We start from the raw sequence: 14,716 nt of genomic DNA on the forward strand, positions 1-14,716 counted from the left end.
CGTCGCGTTTCAGCGACTTTCATAATATAACATTTCTCAATCATTCCGTCAACACTTTTTTTCTTTCGCTGCTGACGACGCTTATTAATTTACCATATTAACAATCAATAAGTCAACACTCTTCTTCATCTTTCGCAAAAAAAAATACCAAAATGATTTTCATCCTGGCATTATATATAATTTAATGATAACTAAAGCACAAATACCTGGTATCCCTAAAACACTAGAAACAGAAGCCGTCCCAAGATTGATCGGAATATGAAATCCGAAATACGTTCCAATCACATTAACTGCAAATAATAGCACTACACCTACCATTACTTTTACAAACACCTTTCCAATAACTTGCAAAGGTTTCGTTGAAGCACCAAATATCAATAAAATAAATACCAAAGTAAGAATTCCGCCAATGACTAATGTAGAATTCATGTTTCTCCCCCTTATATAACTTATACATTCTATATGTATGGGACAAGGAAACAAAAAATACCGTTTGATTATATAAAGTGGAACCTTGTTCAGAAAGGCTTCACTATAGTAAAAGGTCCTGGTTTCAAAACCAGGACCTTTTACCATTGTTCCATCTTTACTGGACGTCTTTTCGCTTCTTTTAGTAAGAAAAAGTATTTAGCTTCTGCTAATTTCAAAGAACACAGTACGTCCTGAGATGGTTCAACACTTTGTTCTACCATCCTTTTTTGACGCAACCACTCATTCTTTACTTTCTCTAACATAACAATTAACTTATCGTCATATTCTTTTCGCAACTTTCCCTTTTTTTGAAAAAACATTTTGATTTCTCCTCTTATACTTCTCTACGGCCTTCTAAAGCCTTCGATAATGTTACTTCATCCGCATATTCTAAATCTCCACCAACCGGGAGACCATGTGCAATACGAGTTACTTTAATACCTGTCGGTTTTAAGAGGCGGGAAATATACATCGCTGTAGCTTCCCCTTCAATATTTGGGTTCGTTGCTAGAATAACTTCTTGTACAGTTTCATCTTGTAATCTTTTCAATAACTGTGGAATATTAATATCTTCTGGTCCAATTCCCTCCATTGGTGAAATTGCACCACGAAGTACATGATAGACCCCTTGATATTCTTTCATTTTTTCCATCGCGATTACATCTTTTGCCTCTTGAACAACACAAATAACTGATTGATCACGATGTGAATCATCGCAAATATAACAAGGATCACGATCTGTAATATGCCCACAAATAGAACAATATGTTAAATTCCGTTTTGCATTCACAAGAGATTTAGCAAAATCTAGCACGTCATCTTCTTTCATGTCTAATACAAAGAAAGCCAAACGAACAGCTGTTTTCGGACCAATCCCTGGTAACTTCATAAAGCTATCTATAAGCTTTGATATTGGTTCTGGATAATGCATACGTCAATATCCTCCTACTAGAACATTCCACCTGGTAAGTTTAATCCTTTTGTGAATTGCCCCATTGTAGAGTTTGAAAGTTCCTCCGCTTGCTTAAGTGCATCATTTGTTGCAGCTAACACAAGGTCTTGTAACATTTCAATATCTTCTGGATCTACAACTTCTTCTTTAATCTTCACGTCAATAATTTGCTTATGTCCATTTGCGATAACAGTAACCATTCCGCCACCAGCTGTACCTTCAACTGTTTTGTCACCAAGTTCCTCTTGTGCTTTTGCCATTTGTTTTTGCATCTTTTGCATTTGTTTCATCATGTTATTCATATTTCCCATTCCGCCACGCATCATAATAAATTCCTCCTAATTGTTGTTATTCTTTTATTTCAATAAGTTGTTGCCCTACTAATTTTACCGCCTCTTCTATGAGGGGATCCACCTTCTGTTCTGCAGCTTCTTCTGAACTTTCACCTTCACGTTGTAAAAACTCCTCGCGTATTTTCCCCCACTCGCTCTTCGGAATTGCAATCATATTCAATCTTTTACTTAGCAATTCAAAAAGAACTTGTTCTACGGTGTCCATCGCGTCACGATTTTCACTTGCCATTTTGCAATGTATCTCATATTGGAAGGCTAGAATATAAGAGTCTGCAGAAGCTGCAACTGGCTCACTATTCTCTAATAATACAGCAAAAGCTACTTTATTATAGGATTTAAGTCTCCCTAATAGCTCACCCCATACACCTTTTAGTTGTTCTAAATCTTGGCGTTTTGCCTGTTTTAATACTTCATGTACACGCCCAACAGGGATTTTCATATTCCCCGTACGCACAGGTTTTGGTGTTGTACGCGTCTCTCTTACTTCTTGCTGTGCACCGGCTGGCACACCATTCTTCTTCACATGTTCTAATTCTTTTTCTAACTGTTGCATTCTGTTCATAATCGCTTGCAGGCGGTCTGTACCATTTGCCTGCACCATAAATTGCTGGCAAAGTTGCACCATAACAACTTCTAGGAAAATCCTTGGATGATTTGTCCACTTCATCTCCTGTTGTCCCTTACTAAGCGTATGAATGATTTCATAAATGGTCTCAGGTTGCATTGCTTCACTTAGCATACGGAACTGATCATCTACCATCACTCGTTCTAACATATGTTCTAATTGTGGTGAAGTTTGATATAAAAGCATATCACGATAATAGTAAATAAAATCTTCCATAAAACGAACAGGGTCTTTCCCTTTACTCATCATATCATCAATAATACGCAATGCTCTTGATACATCATTCTCCCGTATACATTCTACAAGATTACCTAAATATTGCTGAGAAACAGAACCCGTTACCGCTAAAACATCCTCAGTCGTAACGATTTCATCACTATAAGAAATCGCTTGGTCGATCAAACTAAGTGCATCACGCATACCACCTTCAGCAGCACGCGCAACAATTTGTAACGCCTCATCTTCTACCTTTGTACCTTCATTTGTAACAACTGTTGCTAGTCTCTCTACAATATCATGCACTGATATCTTTCGAAATTCAAAGCGCTGACAACGTGAAATGATTGTAGGTGGAATTTTATGTGGCTCTGTTGTCGCCAAAATAAAGATAACATGTTGGGGCGGTTCTTCTAATGTCTTTAAAAGCGCATTAAAAGCTCCCATAGAAAGCATGTGGACCTCATCAATAATGTAAACTTTATATCTCACTGCACTTGGGGCATACTTTACTTTATCTCTTATATCTCGAATTTCATCTACACCGTTATTTGAAGCCGCATCAATCTCTAATACATCCGAAATAGACCCTTGTGTAATGCCTAAACACGCAGGACATTCATTACAGGGTTCAGCTACTGGAGCATGCTCACAGTTAATCGCCTTTGCAAATACTTTTGCAATTGTTGTTTTCCCTGTACCCCTTGGGCCAGAAAACAAATAAGCATGCGAAGCTTTCTCCTGAAGAAGGGCATTTTGCAACGTTTTAGTTACGTGCTTTTGACCGACTACATCTTCAAAATTTTGCGGTCTCCATGTTCGGTATAACGCTTGGTATGACACGAAAATACGGCCTCCCTCAAAGGTTATTATCTTGTATATTATAACCCATTCTGTTTATAGATTCCAAAAGTTATTTTCTATACAAAAAACCCACCTTTTATATAAGGTGAGTTTTGTATACATATATAACTGCCGTGCACCTTCTGTCGATTACGTACCATAAGCGTTACTTAAGCAGTTAGCTCGGTTCAGGCACTCCTGCGGCACACGAGAAGACCCGCTTATTGCTGCTTCCTTCCGGACCTGACAAGGTTCACGGGGTCCCGTTGCGCAGGACCCAAACGTCAACACCACTTACTTAAGGCAGGCCTTACAGTAACATAACCTCGAGAAGGGATTCGGCCTCGCTAGAGCGGATTGCGAGTATAGGGCACCGCTACCTCCCCGCTTAGCACGGCAAAGTTAAAACCAATATTCGGTTGCCTTAATCAAGGCATTATCAGTATAACTTGTTTCTTCATAAAATGCAAACCTGTTAATGGGCAACATTATCGTCCATTTTTTTCTTTTGTTCTTTTCTTTTTTTGCGCAGTTTCTTAAAAAAGTTTGTTAACAAGGTTCCACATTCTTCTTCCATCACACCACTTACTACTTCACACTGGTGGTTAAAACGCTCGTCTGTTAAAAGGTTCATTAAAGTACCCGCACATCCACCTTTCGGATCGCTTGCACCATATACAACCCGCTTTACACGTGATAAAACAATTCCACCTGCGCACATTGGGCACGGTTCTAACGTAACATATAGCGTTGCATTTTCTAAACGCCACGTACCTAACTTTTTGCAAGCTTCATCTATAGCTAATAACTCTGCATGAGCAATTGAACGTTGCTCTGTCTCCCTTAAATTATGAGCAACGCTGACGACCTCTCCATCGAGTACAATAACAGCACCAATCGGAACTTCTTGAATTTCCTCAGCTTTCTTTGCCTCTTCTATTGCAAGTTGCATAAAATAAATGTCTTGTTCCATAATACAGTCCTCTCATTACAAATAATTTCTCTGCTACAAAAACGAATTTGATCAGTTATGGATATAATCCTTCCTCTCTACCAACTAAAAGGAAAGGTTTTATATTAATCCTTCAAGTTATATACATACCATTCAATTACAATTCCTCTTAATGACGCAGGATAACTTTCACACATTCAATCCAATCTAAAGAAAAAGGAAGGGTGATTATATTTGAAAAATACTGCGCTGCTCATCATTGACATGATTAATGACTTTCAATTCTCCCATGGACCAATCCTTGCTCAAAAATGTCAAACGATTATAGAACCCATTTTACAATTAAAAAGAACAATGAAAATGAATGGTTATCCTGTCATTTATATTAATGATCACTATCAACTATGGAGGGCTGATATCGATCAACTTATTACTCATTGTACGAATCCTTATAGTAAAAACATCATACAAGCAATTGCCCCTAGTGCAGACGATTATGTGTTTATTAAACCACATTATTCAGCCTTTTATGAAACTCCCTTAAATTCTTTATTAGGGTATCTAAAAGTTGAACAACTTGTCATAACGGGAATTGCAGGAAACATATGTATTCTCTTTACAGCCAATGATGCTCATATGAGGAACTATACACTCTATGTACCACAAGATTGTACCGCTTCTAACTCTGATCAAGATAATAAACACGCTTTAAAAATAATGGAAACTACATTGAAAGCGAATATTACTTCCTCTCTTCAATTAAAATTTGAATAGTGTACGTCGATTTTCCAACTTTTTATGACAAATTAGTCCGCTTGCTTCCCTCTTATGCTACAATTATTCTGTTTTGTGATTTTGATTTACAGGAAATTATGAATTGAAAGGAGGAAACAGCGTGACCGGAGTACCATTTATTACGGTTGAAGGACCAATTGGTGTTGGAAAAACTTCACTAGCGAAGGAAATTTCAACTCACATGCAACTCCACCTATTAAAAGAAATTGTTGATGAAAATCCTTTCTTAGGTAAGTTTTATGAAAACATTGACGAATGGAGTTTTCAAACAGAAATGTTCTTTCTTTGTAATCGTTACAAACAATTGGAAGACATTAACATAAAATATTTGAATCAGCGCAAGCCGGTGGTAGCAGATTATCATATATTTAAAAATTTAATTTTTGCATCCCGTACATTAAAAGATGCTCAATATGACAAGTACATGCAAATTTATCGTATTCTTACGCAAGATATGCCTGTACCAAATGTCATTGTATATTTAACAGCCAGTCTAGAAACATTACAAAAACGAATCGCGATGCGCGGACGTGAATTTGAGAAAAACATGGATCCAAATTACTTACTCCAACTCACCAAGGATTACGAAACCGCAATGGATACTTTTAAAAAGGACCATCCTAATATTCCAGTGTTAAAATTCAACGGGGATGACATAGATTTCGTAAAAAATAGTGACGACTTGAACGTGATTTTATCCACTCTCCAAAATACACTCTTAAAGGGGACAAAATAGCAATGAATTTAAGGCAAAATTATGATATACCAAATGATGCAGTCATTACAATTGCTGGTACAGTTGGTGTTGGTAAATCAACTATGACAACTGCACTCGCCGACGCTTTAGGTTACCGTACATCATTTGAAAAAGTGGATTCAAATCCATATTTAGATAAGTTCTATTCTGATTTCACACGCTGGAGCTTTCACTTACAAGTTTATTTTTTAGCGGAAAGATTTAAAGAACAAAAAAGAATTTTCGAATACGGCGGAGGTTTCGTACAGGATCGCTCTATTTATGAAGATACTGGTATTTTCGCCAAAATGCATCATGAAAAAGGAACAATGACAGAAACAGATTATGAAACATACAAAGGGTTGTTCGATGCAATGGTTATGACACCTTACTTCCCCCACCCAGACTTATTAATTTATTTAGAAGGTTCTTTTGATGACATTGTTAGTCGGATTCAAGAACGTGGCCGTCCAATGGAACAACAAACACCAATTGAATATTGGCAAGAAATGCATGGGCGTTATGAAAATTGGATTAATAATTTTAATTCTTGCCCTGTCTTACGCTTAAATATTAACGAATACGATATTTTAAAAGATGAGAATTCAATTGAACCAATCATTAAGAAAATTGGACATTTTTTAAAACAAACACGTAAACTTGTAAAATAAAAAACCCGTGCATAAGCACGGGTTTTCCTATTAACTTACTTTTTCTTTTTCGTTGGAGCAATAATTTCACTCTCTGATTTTCCAGCATTAATACGCTGACGAACCGTACTTGTACTAATATCATATGCATCAGCAATTTCTTTAACAGTCATTTCTTCTCCATTAATAATTGCTGTTAATACTTTACCAGTACGTTTTGGAGCTTCTTCTTTTTTCACAGCCTGTTTCTCGGCTTTTTGAGGTGCCTCTACTTTTTTTGTTTCTTGATTTACATTACAAGTACAACCACAAAGTTTACGGAATGTATCATCGCTTATAATACGTGATACGTTTGCACCACTATTTAAAATTCTATTGTTCTTACAGACTGGACATTGTACATAGTATAAAGTTTTCCCATCTAAAGGGAATGTTTGTATAATAAGATCCATGTTGACTCCTTTCATATCTATGAAGATAATCATCGGAATATGAGTGTTTCATAAGGCAATATGCTACCTTATATCATACTTTCTGATTGGTTTTAAAATAAAAACTCGTTACGTGTTGGTAACGAGTTCTCCAATCTCCACTTATATGCGCTGTTGTCAATTATATCTGGAGGAGGTAGAGGGATTCGAACCCCCGCGCGACTCTCGCCGCCTGTCGGTTTTCAAGACCGATCCCTTCAGCCAGACTTGGGTATACCTCCATATTGACATCAAATATAATATCAAAAGAAAAACAGTTAGTCAAGTCCACTAATAATAAATTGTAGGAAAAGGGGAAACCTTCCTCCTCCTACACTTATTATACTGAGAACACTCATACCGATGAAAATTTTAATTTATTTAATAACTGTTTTTCCTCCCATATAAGGGCGAAGAACTTCTGGAATTATAATTGTACCATCTTCTTGTTGGTAATTTTCTAGAATAGCTGCAATTGTACGACCAATTGCAAGTCCAGATCCATTGATTGTATGAACATGTTCTGGTTTTGCATTCGGCTCACGACGGAAACGAATATTTGCGCGTCTTGCTTGGAATGCTTCAAAGTTACTACAAGAAGAAATCTCACGATATGTTCCATAACTTGGAATCCATACTTCAATATCGTATTTCTTCGCTGCTGTAAATCCTAAATCCCCAGTACACATACTCATAACACGATATGGTAGACCTAATAATTGTAACACGCGTTCTGCATCATTTGTTAACTTTTCTAATTCTTCATAAGAATCTTCTGGCTTTACAAATTTTACAAGCTCAACTTTATTAAATTGATGTTGACGAATTAAACCACGTGTATCACGGCCAGCTGAACCAGCTTCAGAACGGAAACATGCACTAAATGCTGCATAACGGATTGGCAATTGGTCTACATTTAAAATCTCATCGCGATGCATATTTGTTACAGGTACTTCAGCTGTTGGAATCAAGAAGTAGTCTTCGCTTTCAATACGGAATGCATCTTCTTCAAATTTTGGAAGCTGTCCTGTCCCTGTCATACTTGCACGGTTTACCATATATGGAGGTAATACCTCTTCATATTCATGTTCTTCTGTATGAAGATCAAGCATGAAGCTAATTAAAGCACGTTCTAATTTTGCACCGGCCCCTTTAGAAAATACAAAACGACTTCCTGTTACTTTAGCGGCACGTTCAAAATCTAAAATTCCTAAATCCGTTGCAAGATCCCAGTGAGGTTTTGGTTCAAAATTAAATTCTTTGATTTCTCCCCAAGTACGGGTTACTACGTTATCATCTTCCGTGTCACCAATTGGTGCAGATTCATGTGGGATATTTGGGATAGAAAGCATTAATCGTTCTAAATCTTCTTCAACTGAGCGAAGCTCATCATCAAATTTCTTTACTTTTTCCCCTACTTCACGCATTTCTAAAATTAAAGCTTCTGCATCTTTCTTTTCACGCTTTAGTACAGAAATTTGTTGGGATACTTCATTACGCTTGCTTTTTAACTCTTCTGTTTGAACAAGCAGTTCTCGTCTTCTTATGTCCAACTCTTCGAAACGACCAAAATCGGTTAAATCTTCGCCTCTATGTTGTAACTTTGCTTTTACTTCTTCAAAATTCGCACGTAAAAATTTAATATCAAGCATTGTATATTCCTCCTTTTACTCTATAAAATACAAAAAACTCCCGTCCCTATAAAAGGGACGGGAGTTAACCCGCGTTGCCACCCTAGTTGAAAGCAATATTGCTTTCCTCTCAAGCAGAAATAACGGCTCTTCACCGGAAGTGTTTACTAATCATAGAGATATTCCACACTTCATTCCAGGATGGATTCACAAACTGTTCCTATCGGTTTCCACCAACCACCGACTCTCTATAAGAAACACCATTTGTTACTACTTCCTATCAACACGTTTATTTTATAAAATTGTTACCATCAATTTACTATAATCTTACACAAGTTGCAAGTTACTTATACAACTTTTTTCATTTCCGCCTCTTTTACCATCTGTACAAAATATGCTGTGACACGATGATCATCCGTTAACTCCGGATGGAAAGAAGCTGCTAAAAATGGTCCTTGTCTTACAGCTACCATTCGGTCATTATGCATAGAAAGAATTTCTACGTCATCTCCTACACTCACAACATATGGCGCACGAATAAATACACCAATAAAGTCTTCACCTACACCTTTTATTGAAAGTGCAGCTTCGAAGCTATCTTTTTGGCGACCAAACGCATTGCGTTCAACTGTAATATCCATAGCACCAATATGAGACTCTTCGTAACCAATAAGATTGTTTGCAAGTAAAATCATACCTGCACATGTACCAAACATTGGTTTACCAGATTTCGCAAATTCACGAAGTGGTTCCATAAAATTATACTTATCAATAAGACGGCGCATTGTTGTACTTTCACCGCCGGGTAAAATAAGACCATCAATTTCTTCAAGTTGTTCTATACGTTTTATAACTACAGCTTCTGCACCACTTGCTTCGACTGCCTTTATATGCTCGCGAACAGCCCCTTGAAGACCTAATACACCGACTTTAACCATTTCAAAATCTCCTTTAATTACCAACCGCGTTCTTGCATGCGTTGTTCTGGTAATAATGTTGAAATTTCGACACCTTTCATTGCAGTACCTAATCCTTTAGAAAGGCTTGCGATTAACTCATAATCTTCGTAGTGTGTCGTCGCTTCAACAATTGCACGTGCAAATTTTTCTGGGTTTTCTGATTTGAAGATACCAGACCCAACGAATACACCATCTGCACCAAGTTGCATCATTAATGCAGCATCTGCTGGTGTTGCTACACCACCTGCTGCAAAGTTTACAACTGGTAAACGACCAAGACGTTTGATTTCAAGTAATACTTCATAAGGAGCACCAGTATTTTTTGCATATGTCATTAATTCGTCTTCACGTAGGCTCGCAACTTGACGGATTTCTGCGTTTACTTGACGCATATGACGCACTGCTTCTACGATGTTTCCTGTCCCAGGCTCACCTTTTGTACGAAGCATAGATGCACCTTCTGCAATACGACGTGCTGCTTCTCCGATATCACGGCATCCACATACAAACGGAACAGTGTAATCACGTTTATTTAAATGATATACTTCATCAGCTGGAGTTAATACTTCACTCTCATCAATGTAGTCTACCCCTAATGATTCTAGTACACGTGCTTCCACAAGGTGACCAATACGGCATTTTGCCATAACTGGAATCGATACAGCTCCCATAACTTCTTCAACAATTGTCGGATCTGCCATACGTGCAACGCCACCTGCTGCACGAATATCTGCAGGTACGCGCTCTAGTGCCATAACAGCAACTGCGCCTGCTTCTTCTGCAATTCTTGCTTGCTCAGCGTTAACTACATCCATAATAACGCCGCCTTTTTGCATTTCTGCCATTCCACGTTTTACACGTTCTGTCCCTGTTACATTTGTCATGTACAAAAACCCCCCTAGGTGAATTGCTTTTCCCCGTTAAAGGCGAAAATTAAGAATACTCTTACATTCTACCACTAACCATTAGAGGGTTGTCCACTACTTTTTCATAAAGTCGGTATGAAAAATAGGAATAAAAAAAGCTCCTACAATGAGGAGCTCTTAAAACCAACCTTTTACTGTATCAACAGCACTGTTCCAAATGTCACCAAAGAAAGAACCAATGCCACGCATAGAGCGTGTAAACCAATTTGCTTTTTCTACTTCTGCTTTTGTAACAAGGTCTACTTGCAATGATTTACCTGATAAAAATCCAGGATCATTCGTGTCTTTAGGCGATATAACCATTTGTCCTAGTGTTGTCCCTTTTTTGATTGGTGCTTCTTTTTCTTTGCTTGTATCTTTAAAATCTGTTTTATATACATCTTTACTTCCTTTTGGCATTGGAAGTGTAATAGCTTGTTTCGTCTGAACTGTTACATCTTTATCTTTTGCATTTTCCACACGCACAGTTTCATGTCCTTTTACTGCCGAGCCTTTTGAATACACTTTTTTCACATCGAAGTTTGCAAATCCATAATCAAAAATTTTCTTTGTTTCATCAAAGCGTGACGTATTAGAACTTGTATTAATAACTACAGAAATTAAACGCATGCCATTTTTTTCAGCAGTACCTGTAAAACAATAGCCAGCTTCTGGAGTATGTCCTGTTTTTAAACCATCTACACCTTCATATTGCTTAACTAATCCTTTTAACATCCAGTTCCAGTTATCCATTTGAATAGGATATTTCCCATCTTTTTGGAATACTTTTTTCGGAATTTTGGCTGTATCTAATACCTTTGGAAAATCTTGCATAAGACGTTGTGCTAAAATCGCGACATCTCTCGCGGACATTTTATTTTCTTCATCCGGTGTTGTGCCTTCAGGATGTAGTCCTTTTAAATCTGTGTTCGTTAAGCCTGTAGAGTTTACAAATTTATAATTTTTTAATCCAAATTCTTTTGCTTGATCATTCATCATTTTTACAAAGTCTGCTTCTTTACCTGCAACTGCTTCTGCTAAAGCAATTGTTGCACCGTTTGCAGAGTAAATTGCCATTGCTTCATATAGCTCTTTTACCGTATAAGAGCCTCCATTTTCTAATGGCACATTTGATAATGAGCGATCTTGTGAAACTTTATATGCATATTCAGAAACTTTAACTTTTTGATCCCACTTCAGCTTTCCTTGATCCACGGCTTTATGAACTAAGTACTCACTCATCATTTTCGTCATACTAGCAATTGCTAATAATTCATCTGCATTCTTCTGATATAAAATTTTCCCAGAATCTGCTTCTACTAAAATCGCCGCTCCTGCTGCTACGTCTAAGGCAGGACCTGTTTCCGCTGATGCACTACTATATGTAACAAACATGCTACAAAATAGTGTAAGCACTGTTACCATTGCAATGAATCGCTTGCAAAACATACCTTTCACTTCTTTTACCCCCAATTTCTTTGTACTCACATAACCGTTATTCTAACATAATCAAAAAAAAATAGACAGAGATATCAAATCTCCATCTATTTACATATAAGATATTATAAAGAATAATTTGGGGCTTCTTTTGTAATTTGTACGTGATGTGGATGACTTTCGCGTAAGCCAGCACCTGACATACGAATAAATTGTGCATTCTCACGTAAGAATTCTAAGTCATTTGCTCCGCAATATCCCATACCTGCACGTAAGCCACCAACTAATTGATGAACTGTATCAGCTAAAGGTCCTTTATATGGTACACGTCCTTCGATACCTTCTGGAACAAGTTTTTTATTTCCTTCTTGGAAGTAACGATCTTTACTTCCTTTTTCCATTGCCCCAACAGAACCCATACCACGATACACTTTAAATTGGCGCCCTTGATAAATTTCAGTTTCTCCTGGACTTTCAGCTACACCAGCAAACATACTACCAAGCATAACAACATGTGCTCCCGCTGCTAACGCTTTTACCATATCACCTGAGTATTTAATACCACCATCTGCAATAACTGGGATACCATGCTTACGAGCTTCTGTCGCACAATCATATACCGCTGTTAATTGTGGTACACCAACACCAGCTACAACGCGCGTTGTACAAATAGAGCCTGGTCCAATACCAACCTTGATAACATTCGCACCAGCTTCAATTAATGCTCGTGTTGCTTCAGCTGTTGCAACATTACCTGCAATAATATTTAATGCTGGGTATTTTGCACGAACTTCTTTCACTTTTTCAATAACACCTTGAGAATGTCCATGAGCTGTATCAAGTACAATTACGTCTACGCTTGCTTTTACTAATGCATCAATACGAAGCATAGCGTCTGCCGTTACTCCAACTGCTGCTCCAACTAATAAACGGCCTTGTTTATCTTTTGCAGAGTTTGGGAACTCAATTACTTTTTCAATATCTTTAATTGTGATAAGCCCTTGTAATACACCGCTATTATCAACAAGAGGGAGCTTTTCAATTTTATATTTCTGTAGGATCTTTTCAGCTTCTTCTAGTGTTGTACCAACTGGAGCTGTAATTAATTTTTCCTTTGTCATCACATCAGAAATTTTGATGGAATAGTCTTGGATGAAACGCATATCACGGTTTGTAATAATACCAACTAATTTTTTCTCATCTAAATTATTTACAATTGGCACACCTGAAATACGATATTTTCCCATAAGATGTTCTGCATCATATACTTGATGTTCTGGAGTTAAAAAGAAAGGATCTGAGATAACGCCGCTTTCAGAGCGTTTTACTTTATCAACGTGCTCAGCTTGTTGCTCGATAGACATATTCTTATGAATAATCCCTAAACCGCCTTGACGTGCCATTGCAATAGCCATATCAGCTTCTGTTACCGTATCCATCCCCGCACTAATTAAAGGAATGTTTAACTGTAAACTTTCAGATAGAACTGTTTTAACACTTACTTCTCTTGGCAATACATCTGACTTCGCTGGTACAAGTAATACATCATCGAATGTCAAACCTTCTTTAACAAATTTAGATTCCCACATAATTGTTCCCCCCATGATACCAGAAATTATTATTAGTAGCTTAACAATTGGTTAAAATACTGTCAAGAAAGTATATATATGTTAGAATTTTTAGACAATAAAAGGAGCGTAATATATGCATCATACATCTGATACTTGGCAGCAATTAAGTTTCTTTTTTTCATCCCAACATGTACAGCGTTATCTTGCCCGCTGCTATGAAAAATTACCTATTGAAAATGCCGAAAAAAAAAGCTTTGAAAATTGTTATCCTTTTATTTATTACTTAGAGCACGGAAAAAGTTATTATGAATTATGTAAAACTGCTCCTTTTTCAATCCAGCCTATGCTGTTATTTTATGGAATGAGTCAACTTTTAAAAGCATGCTTATTGACTGTTGATCCTACCTATCCAGAAACAACAACCGTTTTGGCACATGGAGTAACAACACGTAAAAGAAAAAAACAAGGATATCAGTTTTTAGAGGATGAGGTTAAAGTGCAGAAGAATGGATTATTCACCCATGTTGCAGAACGGATGTTTCACATAAAACACTTAGAATCTGAAAAATTTATTATGCTAGAACTAATGGGGAAAATTCCTGAATTGAAAACTCTATTTCAACATAGTCAGAAAGGGAAAATTTTATATAAAGCTAACACAATAGACGAACAACATATTTCATTTTCTTCTGACATACTTGATCGCTTACACATGACGCAAGAACGTTTTTCTCGTTACATAGAAACATCTTGTAAGCATCTCTGTATACAATACATACCAGATGAAGAAGTTGAATCTGACCTGGTATTTTCAGCTTCTACTAAAACGTGGAATCCTTTATACAGTACACCTTTTTCTTATGATTGTAATAACAGTACTTATTATTTGCCAATAACAAAAGATGTAAGGAATTGTAAAATATCATTACCAGAACCACTCATCCATTATTTATTACTCTACAATTTAAGTATGATTTCTCGCTATGAGACTGACTGGTGGTATGACTTATTAGGAAGCTATGCCTCTGAGGATTACCCATTTATTTATCAATTTTTAGCGGTTTCTGCAAAGAAAATGCCCTACTATATTTTATTATTTTTACTAAATCAACGCTCCCCTATTTCTTAGGAAATAAAAAAAGCACGAGTC

16 protein-coding genes, 1 tRNA gene, 1 other RNA gene and 1 other annotated feature are annotated in these 14,716 nt (G+C 36.9%); of the genes, 4 read left to right on the forward strand and 14 right to left on the reverse strand.

Translation table 11 applies throughout. The features are described 5' to 3' along the window. Nucleotides 1-159 precede the first annotated feature (159 nt). The 7 genes from CN373_RS23410 to tadA form a co-directional block, all read right to left on the reverse strand. Nucleotides 160-429 (reverse strand): pro-sigmaK processing inhibitor BofA family protein, encoded by a 270-nt coding sequence (locus CN373_RS23410; RefSeq protein WP_001089373.1) that lies wholly within the window; start codon nucleotides 427-429, stop codon nucleotides 160-162. A gap of 140 nt (nucleotides 430-569) precedes the next feature. Beyond that, complete coding sequence (locus CN373_RS23415) at nucleotides 570-791, reverse strand: YaaL family protein (RefSeq protein ID WP_000466022.1); 222 nt, start codon at nucleotides 789-791, stop codon at nucleotides 570-572. 14 nt (nucleotides 792-805) lie between these two features. Further along, on the reverse strand, nucleotides 806-1,402 hold the full coding sequence (recR, locus tag CN373_RS23420; RefSeq protein WP_000559164.1) for a recombination protein RecR: 597 nt from the start codon (nucleotides 1,400-1,402) through the stop codon (nucleotides 806-808). A 17-nt stretch (nucleotides 1,403-1,419) separates the two neighbouring features. Then, a complete protein-coding gene (locus CN373_RS23425; RefSeq protein WP_165770747.1) occupies nucleotides 1,420-1,746 on the reverse strand; it encodes a YbaB/EbfC family nucleoid-associated protein in 327 nt (108 codons plus the stop codon). Between the two features lie 25 nt (nucleotides 1,747-1,771). Beyond that, nucleotides 1,772-3,460, reverse strand: a complete 1,689-nt coding sequence (gene dnaX / locus CN373_RS23430; RefSeq protein WP_098360284.1) for a DNA polymerase III subunit gamma/tau — start codon at nucleotides 3,458-3,460, stop codon at nucleotides 1,772-1,774. Nucleotides 3,461-3,592: 132 nt separating this feature from the next. Further along, nucleotides 3,593-3,857, reverse strand: an RNA gene (ffs, locus tag CN373_RS23435) — signal recognition particle sRNA large type. 78 nt (nucleotides 3,858-3,935) lie between these two features. After that, nucleotides 3,936-4,433, reverse strand: a complete 498-nt coding sequence (gene tadA, locus CN373_RS23440) for a tRNA adenosine(34) deaminase TadA (RefSeq protein WP_000434272.1) — start codon at nucleotides 4,431-4,433, stop codon at nucleotides 3,936-3,938. 213 nt (nucleotides 4,434-4,646) lie between these two features. On the opposite strand from tadA, the gene CN373_RS23445 reads away from it, so the two are divergent. The 3 genes from CN373_RS23445 (at nucleotide 4,647) to CN373_RS23455 (ending at nucleotide 6,614) form a co-directional block, all read left to right on the forward strand. After that, nucleotides 4,647-5,186 carry an isochorismatase family cysteine hydrolase gene (locus CN373_RS23445; protein WP_000798741.1) on the forward strand — a complete coding sequence of 180 codons (540 nt, stop codon included), beginning with the start codon at nucleotides 4,647-4,649 and terminating at the stop codon, nucleotides 5,184-5,186. Nucleotides 5,187-5,307: 121 nt separating this feature from the next. Continuing rightward, a complete protein-coding gene (locus CN373_RS23450) occupies nucleotides 5,308-5,943 on the forward strand; it encodes a deoxynucleoside kinase (RefSeq protein ID WP_000148228.1) in 636 nt (211 codons plus the stop codon). Between the two features lie 2 nt (nucleotides 5,944-5,945). Beyond that, entirely contained in the window at nucleotides 5,946-6,614 is a 669-nt protein-coding gene (locus CN373_RS23455; RefSeq protein WP_098360285.1) for a deoxynucleoside kinase, read from the forward strand. Between the two features lie 35 nt (nucleotides 6,615-6,649). On the opposite strand, the gene CN373_RS23460 is transcribed toward CN373_RS23455, so the two are convergent. The 7 genes from CN373_RS23460 to guaB form a co-directional block, all read right to left on the reverse strand. Next, entirely contained in the window at nucleotides 6,650-7,045 is a 396-nt protein-coding gene (locus tag CN373_RS23460; protein ID WP_111901933.1) for a DUF3797 domain-containing protein, read from the reverse strand. 167 nt (nucleotides 7,046-7,212) lie between these two features. After that, nucleotides 7,213-7,305, reverse strand: a tRNA-Ser gene (locus tag CN373_RS23465). Nucleotides 7,306-7,440: 135 nt separating this feature from the next. Further along, the gene (serS, locus tag CN373_RS23470; protein WP_000884171.1) at nucleotides 7,441-8,715 is read right to left on the reverse strand and encodes a serine--tRNA ligase; all 1,275 of its coding nucleotides are present in this window, start codon (nucleotides 8,713-8,715) and stop codon (nucleotides 7,441-7,443) included. Between the two features lie 50 nt (nucleotides 8,716-8,765). Then, nucleotides 8,766-8,987, reverse strand: a binding site (T-box leader). 54 nt (nucleotides 8,988-9,041) lie between these two features. Continuing rightward, nucleotides 9,042-9,632, reverse strand: a complete 591-nt coding sequence (gene pdxT / locus CN373_RS23475; protein WP_098360286.1) for a pyridoxal 5'-phosphate synthase glutaminase subunit PdxT — start codon at nucleotides 9,630-9,632, stop codon at nucleotides 9,042-9,044. Between the two features lie 17 nt (nucleotides 9,633-9,649). Beyond that, nucleotides 9,650-10,537: a pyridoxal 5'-phosphate synthase lyase subunit PdxS gene (gene pdxS / locus CN373_RS23480; protein ID WP_000186167.1), complete on the reverse strand. Its 888-nt coding sequence runs from the start codon at nucleotides 10,535-10,537 to the stop codon at nucleotides 9,650-9,652. 159 nt (nucleotides 10,538-10,696) lie between these two features. Further along, the gene (locus tag CN373_RS23485) at nucleotides 10,697-12,016 is read right to left on the reverse strand and encodes a D-alanyl-D-alanine carboxypeptidase family protein (RefSeq protein ID WP_098360287.1); all 1,320 of its coding nucleotides are present in this window, start codon (nucleotides 12,014-12,016) and stop codon (nucleotides 10,697-10,699) included. 104 nt (nucleotides 12,017-12,120) lie between these two features. Next, complete coding sequence (gene guaB, locus CN373_RS23490) at nucleotides 12,121-13,584, reverse strand: IMP dehydrogenase (protein WP_000264075.1); 1,464 nt, start codon at nucleotides 13,582-13,584, stop codon at nucleotides 12,121-12,123. Nucleotides 13,585-13,699: 115 nt separating this feature from the next. On the opposite strand from guaB, the gene CN373_RS23495 reads away from it, so the two are divergent. Further along, the gene (locus CN373_RS23495; protein WP_098360288.1) at nucleotides 13,700-14,695 is read left to right on the forward strand and encodes a YaaC family protein; all 996 of its coding nucleotides are present in this window, start codon (nucleotides 13,700-13,702) and stop codon (nucleotides 14,693-14,695) included. Nucleotides 14,696-14,716 lie beyond the last annotated feature (21 nt).

It is taken from the genome of Bacillus cereus (genome assembly GCF_002561295.1).
Lineage (GTDB): Bacteria > Bacillota > Bacilli > Bacillales > Bacillaceae_G > Bacillus_A > Bacillus_A cereus_S.

Coding starts and splice junctions, on each gene's coding strand:
- CN373_RS23415 (WP_000466022.1), bottom strand. CDS start 791: ATGTTTTTTCAAAAAAAGGGAAAGTTGCGAAAAGAATATGACGATAAG.
- CN373_RS23455 (WP_098360285.1), top strand. CDS start 5,946: ATGAATTTAAGGCAAAATTATGATATACCAAATGATGCAGTCATTACA.
- CN373_RS23425 (WP_165770747.1), bottom strand. CDS start 1,746: ATGCGTGGCGGAATGGGAAATATGAATAACATGATGAAACAAATGCAA.
- CN373_RS23410 (WP_001089373.1), bottom strand. CDS start 429: ATGAATTCTACATTAGTCATTGGCGGAATTCTTACTTTGGTATTTATT.
- tadA (WP_000434272.1), bottom strand. CDS start 4,433: ATGGAACAAGACATTTATTTTATGCAACTTGCAATAGAAGAGGCAAAG.
- pdxS (WP_000186167.1), bottom strand. CDS start 10,537: ATGACAAATGTAACAGGGACAGAACGTGTAAAACGTGGAATGGCAGAA.
- pdxT (WP_098360286.1), bottom strand. CDS start 9,632: ATGGTTAAAGTCGGTGTATTAGGTCTTCAAGGGGCTGTTCGCGAGCAT.
- recR (WP_000559164.1), bottom strand. CDS start 1,402: ATGCATTATCCAGAACCAATATCAAAGCTTATAGATAGCTTTATGAAG.
- CN373_RS23460 (WP_111901933.1), bottom strand. CDS start 7,045: ATGGATCTTATTATACAAACATTCCCTTTAGATGGGAAAACTTTATAC.
- serS (WP_000884171.1), bottom strand. CDS start 8,715: ATGCTTGATATTAAATTTTTACGTGCGAATTTTGAAGAAGTAAAAGCA.
- CN373_RS23495 (WP_098360288.1), top strand. CDS start 13,700: ATGCATCATACATCTGATACTTGGCAGCAATTAAGTTTCTTTTTTTCA.
- guaB (WP_000264075.1), bottom strand. CDS start 13,584: ATGTGGGAATCTAAATTTGTTAAAGAAGGTTTGACATTCGATGATGTA.